The organism is Burkholderia sp. SR8, assembly GCF_052851275.1.
In genome coordinates, this window is record NZ_JAULUC010000008.1 from 169,069 (window position 1) to 184,557 (window position 15,489).

Here is a 15,489-nt window from a genome sequence, read left to right on the forward strand (position 1 = left end):
TCCGCCGCGCATCGTGACACTGCCATGCGCGAAAACGCTAGTTAATGAACCGGACGATCGGAACGGATACCGAAACAATCGGAGTGCCGGGCACCACCGCGAGCGCGTGGCGCGAGCTCAGTCGCCGGTGCTGCCGGTCGCGCGGTGGGGGAGGACGTTCGGCCGGTCGCCGCGCACGCCGAAGCGCGCAATCAGCGCGGGGATCGCGTCGGCCGGCACGGGGCGCGAGAACAGGAAGCCCTGCGCCTCGATCTCGCCGAGCGCGGACAGCCACGCGATCTGCTCCTCGGTTTCGGTGCCTTCGACGACGACCGTGAGCCCGAGCGAGCGGGCCAGATGCACGATCGACGACACCATCACGCATACGCTGCGATCGTTCGGGATCGCCTGCACGAACGAGCGGTCGACCTTCAGCGTATCGACGGAGAAGCGGTGCAGGTACGACAGCGACGAGTAGCCGGTGCCGAAATCGTCGAGCGCGATCCGGATGCCGAGCTTCTTCAGCGCGACGATCTTCTCGGACACGAGTTCCGGATACTCCATCATCGCGGTCTCGGTGATCTCGATCTCGAGCCGGTTCGCGTCGATGCCGGTGTCCTGCAGCGCCTGCGAAATCGTCTCGATCAGGTCGCCGCGCCAGAACTGCACCGGCGAGATGTTGACCGCGAGCGTCAGCGTGTCGTGGCCTTCGTCGCGCCAGCGTGCGATCTGCTCGCACGCGGTGCGGATCACGAAGTCGCCGATCGGCACGATCAGGCCCGTCGATTCGGCGATCGAAATGAATTCGTTCGCGGAGATGATCCCGTGTTCCGGATGGTCCCAGCGCGCGAGCGCCTCGAAGCCGGTGATCGTGCGGTGCGTGAGATCGATCTTCGGCTGGTACGCGAGGAACAGCTGCCCTTCGGCGAGCGCGACGCGCAACTGCTGTTCCCAGCGCATCAGGTGATCGGCGCGGTGCGACAGATGCGGCGCGTAGAACTGGTAGCAGTTCTTGCCGGCATCCTTCGCGCTGTACATCGCGAGGTCGGCCTTCTTCAGCAGGTCGATCTCGCTTTCGTTCGCGACGGTGTGCAGCGCGATGCCGATGCTCGCATGCAGCACGAACGAACTGCCGCGCACGTCGAACGGCTCGCCGAACATCCGGATGATCGCTTCCGCGAGCCGCACCGCGCGCCGTTCGACGTCGTCGCCCTTCATCACGACGACGAACTCGTCGCCGCCGATCCGCGCGAGCGACCCTTCGTCGCCGACGGCATCCGACAGGCGCGACGCGGTCATCTGCAGCACGATGTCGCCGGCGTTGTGGCCGAGCGTGTCGTTGACGGTCTTGAAGTTGTCGAGGTCGATGAACAGCAGGCCGAGCCGCGACAGGCTGGCCGGCATCGACACGTCGTTGCGCAGGCCGCGCAGCGTCGCGTAGCGGTTCGCGAGGCCGGTCAGCAAGTCGTATTCGGCGAGCTGCGTCATCTCGCGCTCGCGGCCGAGCAGCTTGCCGATCAGCCCCGTCGCGACGCCGAAGAACGCGAGCATCGCGAGCGTGATGAAGCTCGTCATCAGCAGGTAGACGTTGCGCGTGTGGTAGTAGTCCGCGAACTCCTCGGACTGCGACAGGCCGACCATCACCGCGAGCGGGTAGCCGTCGAGATGGCGGTACGACACGATCCGCGTGACGCCGTCGATCGGATCGATGATCGTGCCCGTCACGCGCTCGGCGATCGGGTAGACGCCCGACGCGGAGAATGCGCCCGGTGCGTTGCTGACGGAGCCCGTGCGCCGTGCGAGCACGGCGCCCGTGTCGGACACCACGGCGATCACGCCTTCCTTGCCGATCGCCGCGTTGTTGTAGAAGTCGTTCGTGAAGTAGCTCGGGTCTTCCGACACGACGACGATGCCCGCGAAGCTGCCGTCGGGATTGTTCAGGCGCCGCGTCATCTGCAGCGTCCAGTGGCTCGACACGCGGCCGAGCACGGGCTTGCTGATGTACAGGCGGTCGTCGTTGTGCGCGAGGTGCACCTTGAAGTGCTCGCGGTCGGACAGGTTGATCGGCTGCGGATGGAGCTCGGCCGTGTTCGCGAACAGGATGCCCTTCGCGTTGACGAGCGACACCTGGATCAGCGTGTCGCTCGGCACGACGCCTTTTTCGACCGCGCTCGCGAGGTTGAAGTGCGCGGGCGACTTCTCGAATTCGAACTTGACGAAGCGGGTGATCTGGTCGACCTGGTGGATCGCCTTGACCGTGTGCTGCTCGAGCGCCGACGACAGGATCGCCGCGGACGCCGCCGCCTCCTTGTACGCGCTGTCCTTTTCGACCGACAGCCGCGCGATGATCACCGCCCACAGCAGCGCAAGCGCCAGCATCCCAAGCAGCGGGATCGCGAACAGCGCGCGCCGGCGCGACTTGCGCGGCGCGCGCAGCGGCCGGTTCGGCGGCGTGTGGTTTGACCGGGCGGAGCTCATCGAAGAGGGCGGGTCCTGCTCGCGTGCGCCATCCCCCGTCGGGATGGTCGGCTATGGTTGGGGCCGCACCGGCGTCTGTTCGTTCGCGGGATGCGCAACCAAGGACAGACCCGCCGAAGCGACGGATTAGGCCCGATATTACTGGCTGGAACGTTTTTGCGATAGCCGGGGGAATCGCAGGGCGGCGGCTCAGCCGGCGCACCCGCGCAACGCTGACGTCAGGCCGGTACCTGGAACGTGCCGTCCACGACCGTCACGACGTGGCCGCCGATCCAGATCGTGCCGTCGTCGTCGTAGCGCACGGCAATGCGGCCGTCGCGGCCGATCGCCGTGCCCTGGCGCGCCGTGTACGACGGGCCGGGGCGCCGCTGCTGGCGGCTCAGCAGTTCGGCGAGCGCGGCGTTGGCGCTGCCGGTGACGGGATCCTCGCCGGTGCCGAAACCGCCGCCCGTCATCAGGCAGCGGATTTCGAACGTTGCGGGGCCGCCGGCGGGGTGGGGCGCATACACCGCGACGCCGTGCGCGCCGTAGCGGTGCGTGAGCGCCTCGAGTGCGGCCGGATCGGGCGCGAGGCCGATGCAGGCCTGCGCCGACGTGAGCCGCACGACGAGCCACGGTGCGCCGTTGTCGACCGCGCACGGTTCGGCGTCGCGATCGATCGCGTCGCTGCGCAGCGCGGCCGCCAATGCCGGGTAGTCCGAACGGTCGAGCGGCGTGAAGCGGGCCGGCGGCGCGGCAAATGCCCAGCCATCGGCCTGTTCGCGCAGTTCGACCCGGCCGACCCCGCACTGCTGGATCAGCCGGCCCGCCGTGCGCGGCCGCGCGCCGCTTTCGACGAACGCATGCGCGGTGCCGAGCGTCGGGTGGCCGGCGAACGGCAGTTCGCCGCCCGGCGTGAAGATCCGGACGCGGTAGTCGGCGTCCGGATCGGTCGGCGTGCACACGAACGTCGTTTCCGACAGGTTCGTCCAGCGGGCGATCGCGAGCATGTCGTCGTCGCCGAGTGCATCGGCGTCGAACACCACTGCGAGCGGGTTGCCCTTGAACGGTACCGACGTGAATACGTCGACCTGCTTGAAACGGACGCGGCGGCCGGTCATTGCGCGGTTACGCGACTTCGGCGATCAGTTCGATCTCGACGCATGCGCCGAGCGGAATCTGCGCGACGCCGAACGCCGAACGCGCGTGCTTGCCCGCGTCGCCGAACACTTCCGCGATCAGTTCCGACGCACCGTTCGTGACGATGTGCTGCTCGGTGAAGTCGAGCGTCGAGTTCACGAGGCTCATCAGCTTCACGATGCGCGTGACCTTGTTCAGGTCGCCGGTGTGCGCGTGCAGCGTCGCGAGCAGGTCGATCGCGATCGCCCGCGCGGCGGCCTTGCCGTCTTCCGTCTGCAGGTCGGCGCCGAGCTTGCCGGCCCAGACCTTGCCGTCCTTCTTCGCGATGTGGCCCGACAGGTACACGGTGGAGCCGCTCTGCGCGCTCATCACGTAGGCGGCGGCCGGTGCGCCGGCGGTCGGGAGCTCGATGCCGAGCGACTTCAGTTTGTCGTAGACGTTAGCCATGCGTTCGATTCCTCGTAGAGAGTCGTGACAGGAAAAAGGGGCTCACAGACGTTCGCGCAGCAGCTTGCCGAGGCGCGCGACGCCTTCCTCGATCTTCTCCGGCGGCACCGTCACGAACGACAGGCGCAGCGTGTTCTGCTGCGGGTCGTTCGCGAAGAACGGCGCGCCCGGCACGAAGGCGACATGGTTCGCGACCGCGGCCTCGAGCAGCTTCATGCTGTCGATCTGCGCCGGCAGGTTCACCCAGATGAACATGCCGCCGTCCGGGCGGTTCCACGTGACGCCTTCCGGCATGTGGCGCGCGAGCGACGCGAGCATCGCTTCGCATTGCGCGCCGTACAGCTGGCGGATCGTCGGGATGTGTTCGTCGAGGAAGCCGTCCTTGATCACTTCGTGCGCGATGCGCTGCGTGAGCGTCGGCGTGTGCAGGTCGGTGGCCTGCTTGGCCTGCACGAGCTTGAAGTGGAGTTCCTCGGGCGCAATGATGTAGCCGATCCGCAGGCCCGGCGCGAGCACCTTCGAGAACGTGCCGAGGTGCACGACGTGGTCCGGCGCCATCGACAGCATCGTCGGCAGCGGCTCGCCCTGGTAGTTCAGCGCGCCGTACGGATCGTCTTCCAGCACCGGGAACGGGCTCGACTGCGCGAACGCGGCGAGCGCGCGGCGGCGCTCGACGGGCAGGCGGCGGCCGGTCGGGTTCTGGAAGTTCGGCTGCGCATACAGCAGCCGCGCGCCTTGCGTGAGTTCGGGCGTGAGGCCTTCGGGCAGCAGGCCCTGGTCGTCGGTCGGCACCTGCATGTAGCGCGGCTCGTACAGCGAGAACGACTGCAGCGCGCCGAGGTAGGTCGGGGTTTCGACGAGGATCGGGCTGTTCGGGTCGATCAGCGCCTTGCCGAGCAGGTCGAGCGCCTGCTGCGAGCCGGTCGTGATCAGCACCTGCGACACGCGCACGCTGTAGCGCTCGGCGATCCATTCGCGCAGCGGCAGGTAGCCTTCGGTCGCGCTGTACTGGAGCGCGGCGGCCGGCGCATCGCGCAGCACGCGGTCGGCCGCGGCGCGCATGCGTTCGGCCGGGAACGTCGCCGGAGCGGGCAGGCCGCCTGCGAACGAGATGACCTCGGGGCGTTCCGTGACCTTCAGGATCTCGCGGATCGCAGAGCTCGTCAGCTTGCGGGCGCGTTCGGAAAGCTGCCAGTGCGGCGGATGCAGGTCGCTCGGATTCATAGTCTCCTCGTTCGGATATCGTGGTCAGTCAAGAAAGGTCGGTCAGGCCGATTGCGTCGTCGCAGCCGGGTGGGCGTGCGGGAGCGCGATCGGGCCGTCGCGGCCGTGTGGGCAAAACCGTTCAGGCAAAACGGACATTATGGCGCACCTCATCAGCCGGCGCGAGCGGGACGCGGGGCCGTGGCCACCGCCGAGCGCCGGCCGAGCATCACGGTCGCGATCACGGCGGCCGCGAACAGCCACGTCGACGGCGTCACCGTTTCGCCGAACAGCAGCGCGGAAAAGGCGATCGTGAAGAAGATCTGCAGCAGCTGCACCTGGCCGACACGCGCGATGCCGCCCATCGCGAGCCCCGCATACCACGCGAAAAAACCGATGAATTGCGAAAAGAGGGTCACGTAGCCGAACGCGAGCCACGTGCGCAGCGCGAGCGGGGCCGGATGCGCGACGTGCTGCGCCCAGGCGAGCCAGCCGACCGGCAGCACGAGGAACGGCGCGGACACGACGAGCGCCCAGCAGATCACCTGCCAGCCGCCGATCTGGCGTGCGAGGCGCGCACCTTCCGCATAGCCGAGCGCGCCGATGCCGACCGCGACGAGCATCAGCGCGTCGCCGGCCTGCACGGTGCCGCCGCCGTCGCGCAGCGCGAACGCGATCACGAGCGCGCTGCCGGCCAGCGCGCTGGCCCAGAACGCCTTCGACGGCCGCTCGTGCGACAGCCACGCCGCGTACAGCGCGACGAACAGCGGCTGCAGCCCGTTGACGACCGCGCCGTGCGACGCCGGCACGGTCTTCATCGCCCAGGCCGAGAACACCGGGTACGCGATGATCACGCCGGCCGACACGACCGCGAGGCTTTTCAGCTGCGCGCGCGTCGGCAGGCGTTCGCGGCGCCACCACAGCAGCAGGCCGGCCGGCACCGCCGCCGCGAGCGCGCGGCCGAGGCCGTTGAGCAGCGGGTTGAGTTCGGAGACGACGATACGCGTCATCGGCAGCGTCAGGCTGAAGATCATCACGCCGATGAGGCCGAGCAGCATGCCGCGGGTTTCGCGCGAGTTCATGTATTGGGTGTCTCCGTATTGCGGTTCGGGTAATCGACGGGGAGTGCGTTCAGCGCAGCGTGCGGGCGCCTTGCGGCGTGTCGAATTCGGCGACGAGCGCGGGCGGGCCGTCGCCGGCTTCGACGTCGAGCAGATGGCCGGCGCCGAGCCAGTCGAGTTGCTCGCGGATCGCGTCCGCTCGCGGGTGGGTGCCCTCGAGCGCTTTCAGCGCGATGCCGTTGTCCGGCAGCGATTCGGCCGGATGGCGCGGGCTGTCCCACTGGATCAGCGACGGCACGAGGCCGTCGCCGGCGCCTTGCCATGCGGGGAACGCGCCGTCGTCGGGCACCGTCAGGCCCCAGCTCAGGTCGCCACGCCGCATCGCGACGACCGGCGCGATGCGTGCCGGGTACTGGCGCTGCCACAGCGCGAGGTCGCGCGGGCGGTCGACGCGGGCGACCCAGTGCGCGAGGAACGGGCCGTCGGCGAGCCGCGCGCGGATCGCCGGGTCGTCGAGGCCGAACAGCCGCGCGCGCGGCGGCGTCGCGGCGTCGTTCGCGGCCGGCGCGTCGGGATCGATCGCGATCACCTCGAGATACAGCCCGCCCCACGCGCCGAACAGCGCGTTGTGGGTGCGCATCAGCGGATGGCGGCCGCCGCCGGCCGGTTCGATGCCGAGCGCGTCGGCGACATGGCGCACGCCTTCGTCGAGCGTGCGGGCTGCGATCACGAGATGGTCGAGGGACAGGGAGCGGGCTGGCATGAGCGTCGGTCGGGAAGCAAAAGTGTCATGGTGGCGGGCGGTGCACGGGGCGGCTGCGCGGCCGGCCGGCGGCGGGACCGCGAACCCGGGCCGGACGGGCCGGCGCCGCGTGCGGCAAGGCCGGAACGGCGGCCGCACGATCGCCATTGCGGTCAACTGTAATCGTCGCGACCGGCACAGTAACGGTACAATCGGCGCGATAGCCTTCGGTACAGTTGGAGCCGCCGCCCATGTCGACCATGTCCACCGTCCCACTCGCGCAGATTCCCGTGCCGCACGATACGGCCACGCTCACGCTCGTCGACCAGCTCGTCCAGTGGGCGCGGCGCCGGATCGACGAACGCGTGTTCCGGCCCGGCATGCGGATGCCGTCGATCCGCAAGCTCGCGCTCGACAAGAGCGTGTCGCGCTTCACCGTCGTCGAGGCGTACGAGCGGCTCGTCGCGCAGGGGTATCTCGACTCCCGGCGCGGCTCGGGCTTCTACGTGCGCGAGCGCACGGCCGCCGGCCCGCAACCGGCCGACAGCGTCGCGCGCGTGGCCGAGGCCGCGCCGGTGCACAACACGATCGACGTCGTCTGGCTGTTGCGCAACATGCTGCATACCGCGAGCCCGGAAAAGGGGCCGGGTCTCGGCTACCTGCCGGGCCGCTGGCTCGACGGCGAGCTGATCACCGGCGCGCTGCGCGCGCTCGGGCGCCAGTCCGGCGCGCAGATGCTCGGTTTCGGCACCGCGCAGGGCTTCCTGCCGCTGCGCCAGCAACTGCAGACGCGGCTCGCGGAAGTCGAGATCGGCGCGAAGCCCGAGCAGCTCGTGCTGGTGTCGGGGATCACGCAGGCGATCGACCTGATCTCGCGGATCTACGTGCGGCCGGGCGACGCGGTGATCGTCGGCGATCCCGCGTGGTTCCAGATGTTCGGCCGCTTCGCGTCGCAGGGCGCGCAACTCGTCGGGATGCCGTACACGCCGGACGGCCCCGACCTCGACGCGCTGGAAACGCTCGTGCAGATGTGGCGGCCGAAGATGCTGGTGATCAATTCGGTGCTGCAGAACCCGACCGGCACGTCGCTGTCGGCCGCGCAGGCGTTCCGGATCCTGAAGCTCGCGGAGGCGTACGACTTCCTCGTGGTCGAGGACGACGTGTACGGCGACCTGTGCCCGCCGAGCTATCCGGCCACGCGCCTCGCGAGCCTCGACCAGCTGAAGCGCGTGATCTACCTCGGCAGCTATTCGAAGACGCTCGCGGCGAACCTGCGGGTCGGCTATGTCGCGTGCGCGCCGGAGATCGCGAAGGCGATCACCGACCAGAAAATGCTGGTCGGGATGACGACGCCGGAGCTCAACGAGCGCGTGCTTTACAAGATCCTCACCGAAGGCCATTACCGGCGCCACGTCGAGCGGCTGCGCGCGCGGCTCGACGGCGTGCGCGACAAGACCGCGCGGATGCTCGAGCGCACCGGGCTGCGGCTCTTCACGATGCCGGCGGCCGGGATGTTCCTGTGGGCCGACACGGGCGTCGATTCCGACGCGCTCGCGGCCGCCGCGCACGAGGAAGGGTTCTTGCTCACGCCGGGAAGCCTGTTCTCGCCGCAGCAGTCGTCGTCGACGTGGACGCGCTTCAACGTCGCGAACTGCGGCGATCCGGCGCTGCCGGGCTTTCTCGCGCGCTATATCGAGTCGGCGGCGCGGCGCGCGTCGTGACGGCGGGCGGCGCGGCCGCCCCTTGAAATCGCGCCGCCCGTCCCCATATGCCGGCGCAAACCGCTTGCGCCAGGCGGTTGTCCTTGACGGGCGCCGGCATCGCGCGCCGGCCGCCTGCGCCACACCCTTCAAGTTCAAGTAAGAGGAAACAGCATCCATGGCACACGAAACGATGAGCTTTCAGGCAGAGGTCAAGCAACTCCTCCACCTGATGATTCATTCGCTCTACAGCAACAAGGAAATCTTCCTGCGCGAACTGGTGTCGAACGCGTCCGACGCGGCCGACAAGCTGCGTTTCGAAGCGCTCGCGGACAACGCGCTGTACGAGAACGATCCGAACCTGCGCATCCGCATCGGCTTCGACAAGGCCGCGCGCACGATCACGATCGAGGACAACGGCATCGGCATGAGCCGCGACGAGGCGATCGCGAACCTCGGCACGATCGCGCGTTCGGGCACCAAGGAATTCTTCACGAAGCTGTCCGGCGACCAGCAGAAGGACGCGGCGCTGATCGGCCAGTTCGGCGTCGGCTTCTACTCGGGCTTCATCGTCGCGGACAAGATCACCGTCGAGACGCGCCGCGCCGGCCTGCCGGCGAACGAGGCCGTGCGCTGGGAAAGCGCGGGCGAGGGCGATTTCACGATCGACGCGATCGAGCGCGCGCAGCGCGGCACGACGATCACGCTGCACCTGCGCGAAGGCGAGGACGAACTGCTGTCGTCGCACCGCCTGAAGTCGATCATCCAGAAGTATTCCGATCACATCGCGCTGCCGATCCTGATGCGCAAGGAAGAGTGGGATCAGGAAAAGGGCGAGATGGTCCTGAAGGACGAGGACGAGACCGTCAACCAGGCGAGCGCGCTGTGGACGCGTTCGAAGGGCGACATCACCGACGAGCAGTACACGCAGTTCTACCAGCACATCGCGCACGACCACCAGGATCCGCTCACGTGGACCCACAACCGCGTCGAAGGCCGGAGCGAATACACGCAGCTGCTGTTCGTGCCGGCGCGCGCGCCGTTCGACCTGTGGAACCGCGACTACCGCGGCGGCCTGAAGCTGTACGTGAAGCGCGTGTTCATCATGGACGACGCCGAGCAGCTGCTGCCGCAATACCTGCGGTTCGTGAAGGGCGTCGTCGATTCGGCCGACCTGCCGCTGAACGTGTCGCGTGAAATCCTGCAGGAAAGCCGCGACGTGAAGGCGATCCGCGAAGGCGTGACGAAGCGCGCGCTGTCGATGCTCGAGGAACTCGCGAACGCGGAAGACGATGCCGGCAAGGAGAAGTACAAGACGTTCTGGAGCGCGTTCGGCCAGGTGCTGAAGGAAGGCGTCGGCGAGGATCATGCGAACCGCGAGCGCATCGCGAAGCTGCTGCGCTTCGCGTCGACGCACGGCGACACCGACGCGCAGGACGTGTCGCTCGCCGACTACGTGTCGCGGATGAAGCCGGAGCAGAGCAAGATCTACTACGTGACCGCCGATACGTGGCAGGCCGCGAAGAACAGCCCGCATCTGGAAGTGTTCCGCAAGAAGGGCGTCGAAGTGCTGCTGCTGACCGATCGCGTCGACGAATGGATGCTGTCGTTCCTGCACGAATTCGACGGCAAGCCGCTCGCGAGCGTGGCCCGCGGCGATCTCGACCTCGGCGAGCTGAACGACGAGGAGAAGAAGGCGCAGGAACAGGCGGGCGAGGCGATCAAGCCGGTCGTCGAGAAGATGAAGGAAGCGCTCGGCGACAAGGTGAAGGAAGTGCGCGTGACGTTCCGCCTGACCGATTCGCCGTCGTGCCTCGTCGCGGACGACAACGACATGAGCGGTTACCTGCAGCGGATGCTGAAGGCCGCCGGCCAGAACGCGCCGGCGATGCAGCCGATCCTCGAGATCAACCCGGAGCACGCGCTCGTGAAGCAGCTGAACGCCGACAGCGCCGAATTCGGCGACTGGTGCCATCTGCTGTTCGACCAGGCATTGCTGGCCGAAGGCGGGATGCTCGACGATCCGGCGAGCTTCGTGAAGCGGACCAACGCGCTGCTGCTGTCGCGCACGGCGTGAACACGCGGATGCGCTTCGACGGCGCGCAGGCGGGCTGGCGTGAAACGCCGCGGCCCGGCTGTTCGCTCGACCAGCGCGACTGGCTCACGCGCGGCGGATCGCTGACCGCGCATCTCGCACGGCTCGGCAGCGTGACCGTGCGCGTGACGCGCGAGGCCGTCGACGGTCCGTGGTTCGACGAGCCGGCCGCGCTCGGCACTGCGCCGCGCGCGCCGATGTGGGTGCGCGAGGTGATCCTGTCGGTCGACGGCACGCCGTACGTCGCCGCGCACAGCATCGCGCCGCTCGCGGCCAGCAAGGGCGTGTGGCAGGCGATGCGGCGGCTGCGCACGCGGCCGCTCGCCGAGCTGCTGTACAGCGATCCGCAGGTCGAGCGCTCCGCGCTCGTCAGCCGGCGCGTGATCGCGGGCCATCCGCTGTATGCGCTTGCGAGCCATGCGTTGCAGGGCGCGCGGGCGCCGCACGCGTTCGCCGCGCGGCGCTCGGTGTTTCAGCGGCACGGCGAGCCGCTGATGGTCACCGAATGCATGCTGCCGGCGCTGTGGCGCCATCTCGCCGCGCACGGCGACGGGCCGCGGTCGGCCGGACCGCACGGAGAAGGATGATGTTGCAAGGCTTTCCGCCGGTCGTCGCGCCGCATACGCATACGATGATCCTCGGGAGCTTTCCCGGCGAGGCATCGCTCGATGCCGCGCAGTACTACGCGCATCCGCGCAACCAGTTCTGGCGGTTGCTGGGTGCGGTGCTCGGCGAGCCGGGGCTGCACGAGCTTGCGTATGATGCGCGGCTCGAACGCGTGCTGGCGCACGGCATCGGCATCTGGGATGTGCTCGACGCATGTCATCGCGAAGGCAGTCTCGATTCGGCGATCCGCAATGCGAAGCCGAACGACTTCGCGTCGTTGCGCGAGCATGCGCCGTTGCTGAAGAAGGTGTGCTTCAACGGGAAGACGGCCGGGCGGTTCGCTGAAGTGATCGGCGCCGCCGGTTACGAAACGCTCGTTCTGCCGTCTTCGAGCCCGGCCAATGCTTCGCTTTCGTTCGAGCAAAAGCTGCTGCGTTGGCGCGAAATCCAACCCTGACTCGACGATCTCCGAGTCTCGAATCGGCCAGAACCCTCAACCCGTTCGAACGGCTTCGATGCGCTGCGCGAGCATCCGCCATCGCTGAAGCGCGAAGCTAGAAACGCTCGACGCGTACCTCGACCGAATCCCTGGGCACGGTCAGCCGCGTGCGATCGAGCAGCGCATTCGCGGGTGCGGTGCCGTCCGGGTTCAACGGCCTCACTTTGTTGAACACCACGGAAAATTGCTCCGGCGTGACCGTGGCTGACGCGTAACCCTGCGCGTCGTGGTCCGCGTGGCACAGATCGGGATTGTTCGCCATCAGGAAGGCGTCGAGTCTGGCCGGCGTGGCGGCCAGCGACGCGAGCGGCGTGCCGCTCCATGCGGCCTTCAGGTACGAATAGAAGGACGCGCTGCTGATGCCTGCGCAGACGAAATCGACGGCCACGGGCGTCCCTTTTGCAGGATCGGGGTCGTCCCGCACGACGCCGCACTGAAACGCATGCAAGTCGCCGCTGATCGCGACGACGTTGCGGATTCCCTGCTCGTTCACGTATGAGAGGAGATCGTGCTTGTGCGCCGGATAGCCGTCCCATGCGTCGCAATCGACCACGAGGCGTGCTGCCGGCGTTTGCGGCGCGCCTGGCATCACGGCCCACAGACGGTTCAACATCACCTCGTTGCCCCATACCTTCCAGGTCGCAGGCGAACCCTTCATCGTGGCCTTCCACCATTGCGTCTGCTCCGGGCCGAGCATCGACGGCGGGCGACCAAGCTGCGCGGTATCCCGCGCCTCGAAGCGCTGTAGCACGTCCTGCTTGACGAAGTAGCGCGAGCCGGCTGCGTCATCGCCATTGACCGGGTCGTGCCCGTGTGCGCGCGCGACAGCCGCCTCGCTTACGACATGGTCGTCGCGATACAGCCGCTCATCCGTCATCACCAGATGCATCAGCATGCCGAAGCGAAATTCGCGATAGATCCGAATGTTGGTGTACGACGGATCGTCCGGTTCGAAGCGCACGTCGCTCCAGTCCACCGGCATGTACTCCGCCCACGCACGACTGGCATTGCGGCGGCGCTGCGTCTCCTGCCTTTCCTCGTTGGTGTAGACCTGATGATCCTGCCAGCAGTCGTCGGAAAATTCGTGGTCGTCCCATATCGCGATCATCGGCAGGCGCCGGTGCAGCGTCTGCAAGCGCGGGTCGGTACGATAGGTGCGATAGAGCGTCCGGTAGTCTTCGAGCGTCTCGGCATACTCGCTGCCATCGGCAAGCCGCTTTCCGTCAGGCAGGCGCAGCGGGGGATGCGCCGCTTCGACTGCGCCAGGTCTGGAGGCACCGACCGTTTCATAGATGTAATCGCCCACGTGCACGACGAAATCGAGATCGCTTTCGGCTGCCAGCAGGCTCATCGCTTGCCAGTGATTGATGCTCCAGTCCTGGCAGGTGAGCCATGCGAAGCGAACGCGGTTGCTGGTGTCCTTTGCATCCGGCGCCGTGCGCGCGACGCCGGTGACGCTCACGTCGTCGCCGGCGACGAACCGATAGTGGTACGTGGTATTCGGTGAAAGCGCCGTTACCTTCGCGCGCACGGTGAAGTCATGGGTGGCGCGCGCCCGCAACGGCACGCTGGCGACGAGAGCCGGGAAATCCGGCCGCGTCGATACTTCGAGCCGTAACGGTACCGTGTGCGCGACGCCTTTTGCGCGGTACCGCACGTCTTCGACGACCGGCACGCATCGCGTCCAGAACACGACGGAGCGATCGCGCGGATCACCGCTGGCGACGCCCTGCGGGAACCGATACCGGCCTTTGCGCACCGTGCCGGCAGACCGCGCCGACCGCGGAACACCGAGCGAACCGGTGGCGGCCGCAATCGTGAAAAAGGTCGACGACTTGAGGAAATGGCGGCGATCCATCGATCCTCCCGATCGACATGTTGCGGATGCCAGGAGAGGCGCGTCGCGCTGCAGCGGTACGCGATCGCGTCTCTCGCTCTGCAATCTTGCCTCCCGCCACGGGGGCCCGGGCGGCGGAATGGTCGATTTACGACACTACCCCGAACATCTGCCCGTGCAAAGACGTTAGCCACTCCGTTTCAAGGCCGTGGGGCTCGCAGGGTTGCCCTCGTATTCGGCCGCATTGCAAGACGTCGCAGGGGCGGCAGCGGCAACAGGACAAACCGAACCTGATGCGACTGCGCCGCCGCTCGAATCGAGCGGTCAGGGCTTCGCGTCGCCTTGCCTGGCGCCCATGGCCGACGCGATGCGGCTTTGTGCAGCGACGAGTTGATCATCGGTGGTCGCCACCAGCCACAGACGGGCCTGCTTCTCGATCTGGCGGTTATGGTCCTTCAACGGGCCCATCGCTGCAGCGGCCTTCCAGACCACCGGGCCGATTCGGCTGCTCCTGCCCGACGGCGCGCCTACGAGCAGGCAGTAAGGCCCGAGCGGAAGCGATACGTACGGAAGAGCCGGACTGGCGATCGCGCGCCAGTCGATGAACGGTGTGTCGCCGATCAACAGCGGCGTGGGCAAGCCGTAGAGCACAGTGAAATCGTACAGCGCCAGCTGCTCCCGCATGCCGACGTAAATGCGCCGGATGTCGTCGACAACCGCCGCGCGGATCTCGTCCTCGAACATCGGTTCCTGCGCGTAGCGGGCCAAGGCCTTTCGAGCCTCCCATTGATACGCGCTGAACAGGCCAATCTCCACGCAATCCTGCACTGCGCGCTGAACCTCAGCCACTGAGCCGGCTTCTCCCGGCGTGCCCAACTGAGCAGCCCGCAAAAAGCGGGCAAGTCCCGCGTCATGGATCGCAGGGCCATCCGCGGATGCGTCGTCGTCGGCGTTCTTGCCCAGGGGCACGTAGGTATATCTCTCGGCAGCGAAATGCGATTTCTTGCCTTCGTCGAACTTGATTTCGCCATCGACGCAGTCGAGATAGCGCGTCCCGATTCGACCGTGCTCCCAAACCCAGTTTTTCAGGAACGGACGGAGTGGATGCAGTCTGTCGTGATCGGCCATAGAACCTCCAGGTTTTCCGGGTATCAGCCATTCCGGCAACTCGCCGCACACTCCGCACGGTCGCGGGGGCCGCGCTACTCGTCAGGCTGCAAATACGACTTCGATGTGCCCTTCAGCTTCCGACCGACGATCGGGCCCGACGACAATCTGCACGTCGCGTCCGAGTTTCGCCAGGCATTCGAGCATCTTCGTTTCGCTCACGCCGCGCAACTGCCCGCGCAGCATGTTCGACAACTTCGGCTGAGGGATGCCGAGCAATCGTGCCGCGTGCTGCTGCGTCCATTTGCGCGCCTTGATGATTTCCGCGATCTTCGCCGCGAGTTGGGCCTTCACCCGCATTTCATCGGCATCGCGCATGCCCGGATCAGCGTAGACGTTCTCGCTGCCCTGTTCGATTTCGATCATCGCCTTTGTCCTTGTGCGCGTGCTTCGGCCGCTTTCAGACTGTTGCGGACGACGTCGCTGTCCGGCTTCGGGCATTGCCTAAAATCCTTGCGCGCCGAGCCGGGCCAGTACAGCGGTTTGATGTATGGAGTTATCGACGAACTTATCCCTATTTGGGTATATTTTCAACGGCTGCGAAGGCGTTCGGCGC

Annotated in this window: 13 protein-coding genes; 4 read left to right on the forward strand and 9 right to left on the reverse strand. The window is 67.4% G+C overall.

Translation table 11 applies throughout. The annotated features are described in order from the left end of the window. Positions 1-117: 117 nt before the first annotated feature. The 6 genes from Q3A80_RS12980 to Q3A80_RS13005 all read right to left on the reverse strand — a co-directional run bounded on the left by Q3A80_RS12980 (position 118) and on the right by Q3A80_RS13005 (position 7,050). Positions 118-2,457 (reverse strand): bifunctional diguanylate cyclase/phosphodiesterase, encoded by a 2,340-nt coding sequence (locus Q3A80_RS12980; RefSeq protein ID WP_446329387.1) that lies wholly within the window; start codon positions 2,455-2,457, stop codon positions 118-120. A 218-nt stretch (positions 2,458-2,675) separates the two neighbouring features. Then, on the reverse strand, positions 2,676-3,557 hold the full coding sequence (locus tag Q3A80_RS12985) for a PhzF family phenazine biosynthesis protein (protein ID WP_446329388.1): 882 nt from the start codon (positions 3,555-3,557) through the stop codon (positions 2,676-2,678). A 7-nt stretch (positions 3,558-3,564) separates the two neighbouring features. Further along, on the reverse strand, positions 3,565-4,023 hold the full coding sequence (locus Q3A80_RS12990; protein ID WP_446329389.1) for a RidA family protein: 459 nt from the start codon (positions 4,021-4,023) through the stop codon (positions 3,565-3,567). Positions 4,024-4,065: 42 nt separating this feature from the next. Then, positions 4,066-5,247 carry an aminotransferase-like domain-containing protein gene (locus Q3A80_RS12995; protein ID WP_446329390.1) on the reverse strand — a complete coding sequence of 394 codons (1,182 nt, stop codon included), beginning with the start codon at positions 5,245-5,247 and terminating at the stop codon, positions 4,066-4,068. Between the two features lie 152 nt (positions 5,248-5,399). After that, positions 5,400-6,308, reverse strand: coding sequence for a DMT family transporter (locus tag Q3A80_RS13000; RefSeq protein WP_446329391.1), 909 nt, complete (start codon positions 6,306-6,308; stop codon positions 5,400-5,402). A 49-nt stretch (positions 6,309-6,357) separates the two neighbouring features. Beyond that, the gene (locus Q3A80_RS13005) at positions 6,358-7,050 is read right to left on the reverse strand and encodes a VOC family protein (protein WP_446329392.1); all 693 of its coding nucleotides are present in this window, start codon (positions 7,048-7,050) and stop codon (positions 6,358-6,360) included. 239 nt (positions 7,051-7,289) lie between these two features. On the opposite strand from Q3A80_RS13005, the gene Q3A80_RS13010 reads away from it, so the two are divergent. The 4 genes from Q3A80_RS13010 (at position 7,290) to Q3A80_RS13025 (ending at position 11,887) form a co-directional block, all read left to right on the forward strand. Then, positions 7,290-8,750, forward strand: coding sequence for an aminotransferase-like domain-containing protein (locus Q3A80_RS13010; RefSeq protein WP_446329504.1), 1,461 nt, complete (start codon positions 7,290-7,292; stop codon positions 8,748-8,750). A 157-nt stretch (positions 8,751-8,907) separates the two neighbouring features. Further along, complete coding sequence (htpG, locus tag Q3A80_RS13015) at positions 8,908-10,806, forward strand: molecular chaperone HtpG (RefSeq protein ID WP_446329393.1); 1,899 nt, start codon at positions 8,908-8,910, stop codon at positions 10,804-10,806. Between the two features lie 8 nt (positions 10,807-10,814). Next, on the forward strand, positions 10,815-11,411 hold the full coding sequence (locus Q3A80_RS13020) for a chorismate--pyruvate lyase family protein (protein ID WP_446329505.1): 597 nt from the start codon (positions 10,815-10,817) through the stop codon (positions 11,409-11,411). Next, positions 11,411-11,887 carry a DNA-deoxyinosine glycosylase gene (locus Q3A80_RS13025; RefSeq protein WP_446329394.1) on the forward strand — a complete coding sequence of 159 codons (477 nt, stop codon included), beginning with the start codon at positions 11,411-11,413 and terminating at the stop codon, positions 11,885-11,887. Before Q3A80_RS13020 ends, Q3A80_RS13025 begins: the two co-directional genes overlap by 1 nt. A gap of 97 nt (positions 11,888-11,984) precedes the next feature. Here Q3A80_RS13025 and Q3A80_RS13030 read toward each other — a convergent pair whose 3' ends face one another. The 3 genes from Q3A80_RS13030 to Q3A80_RS13040 form a co-directional block, all read right to left on the reverse strand. After that, positions 11,985-13,787: an alkaline phosphatase D family protein gene (locus tag Q3A80_RS13030; RefSeq protein ID WP_446329395.1), complete on the reverse strand. Its 1,803-nt coding sequence runs from the start codon at positions 13,785-13,787 to the stop codon at positions 11,985-11,987. A gap of 303 nt (positions 13,788-14,090) precedes the next feature. Further along, on the reverse strand, positions 14,091-14,894 hold the full coding sequence (locus Q3A80_RS13035; RefSeq protein ID WP_446329396.1) for a hypothetical protein: 804 nt from the start codon (positions 14,892-14,894) through the stop codon (positions 14,091-14,093). 81 nt (positions 14,895-14,975) lie between these two features. Beyond that, positions 14,976-15,299: a helix-turn-helix domain-containing protein gene (locus Q3A80_RS13040; protein ID WP_446329397.1), complete on the reverse strand. Its 324-nt coding sequence runs from the start codon at positions 15,297-15,299 to the stop codon at positions 14,976-14,978. Between the last annotated feature and the right edge of the window lie 190 nt (positions 15,300-15,489).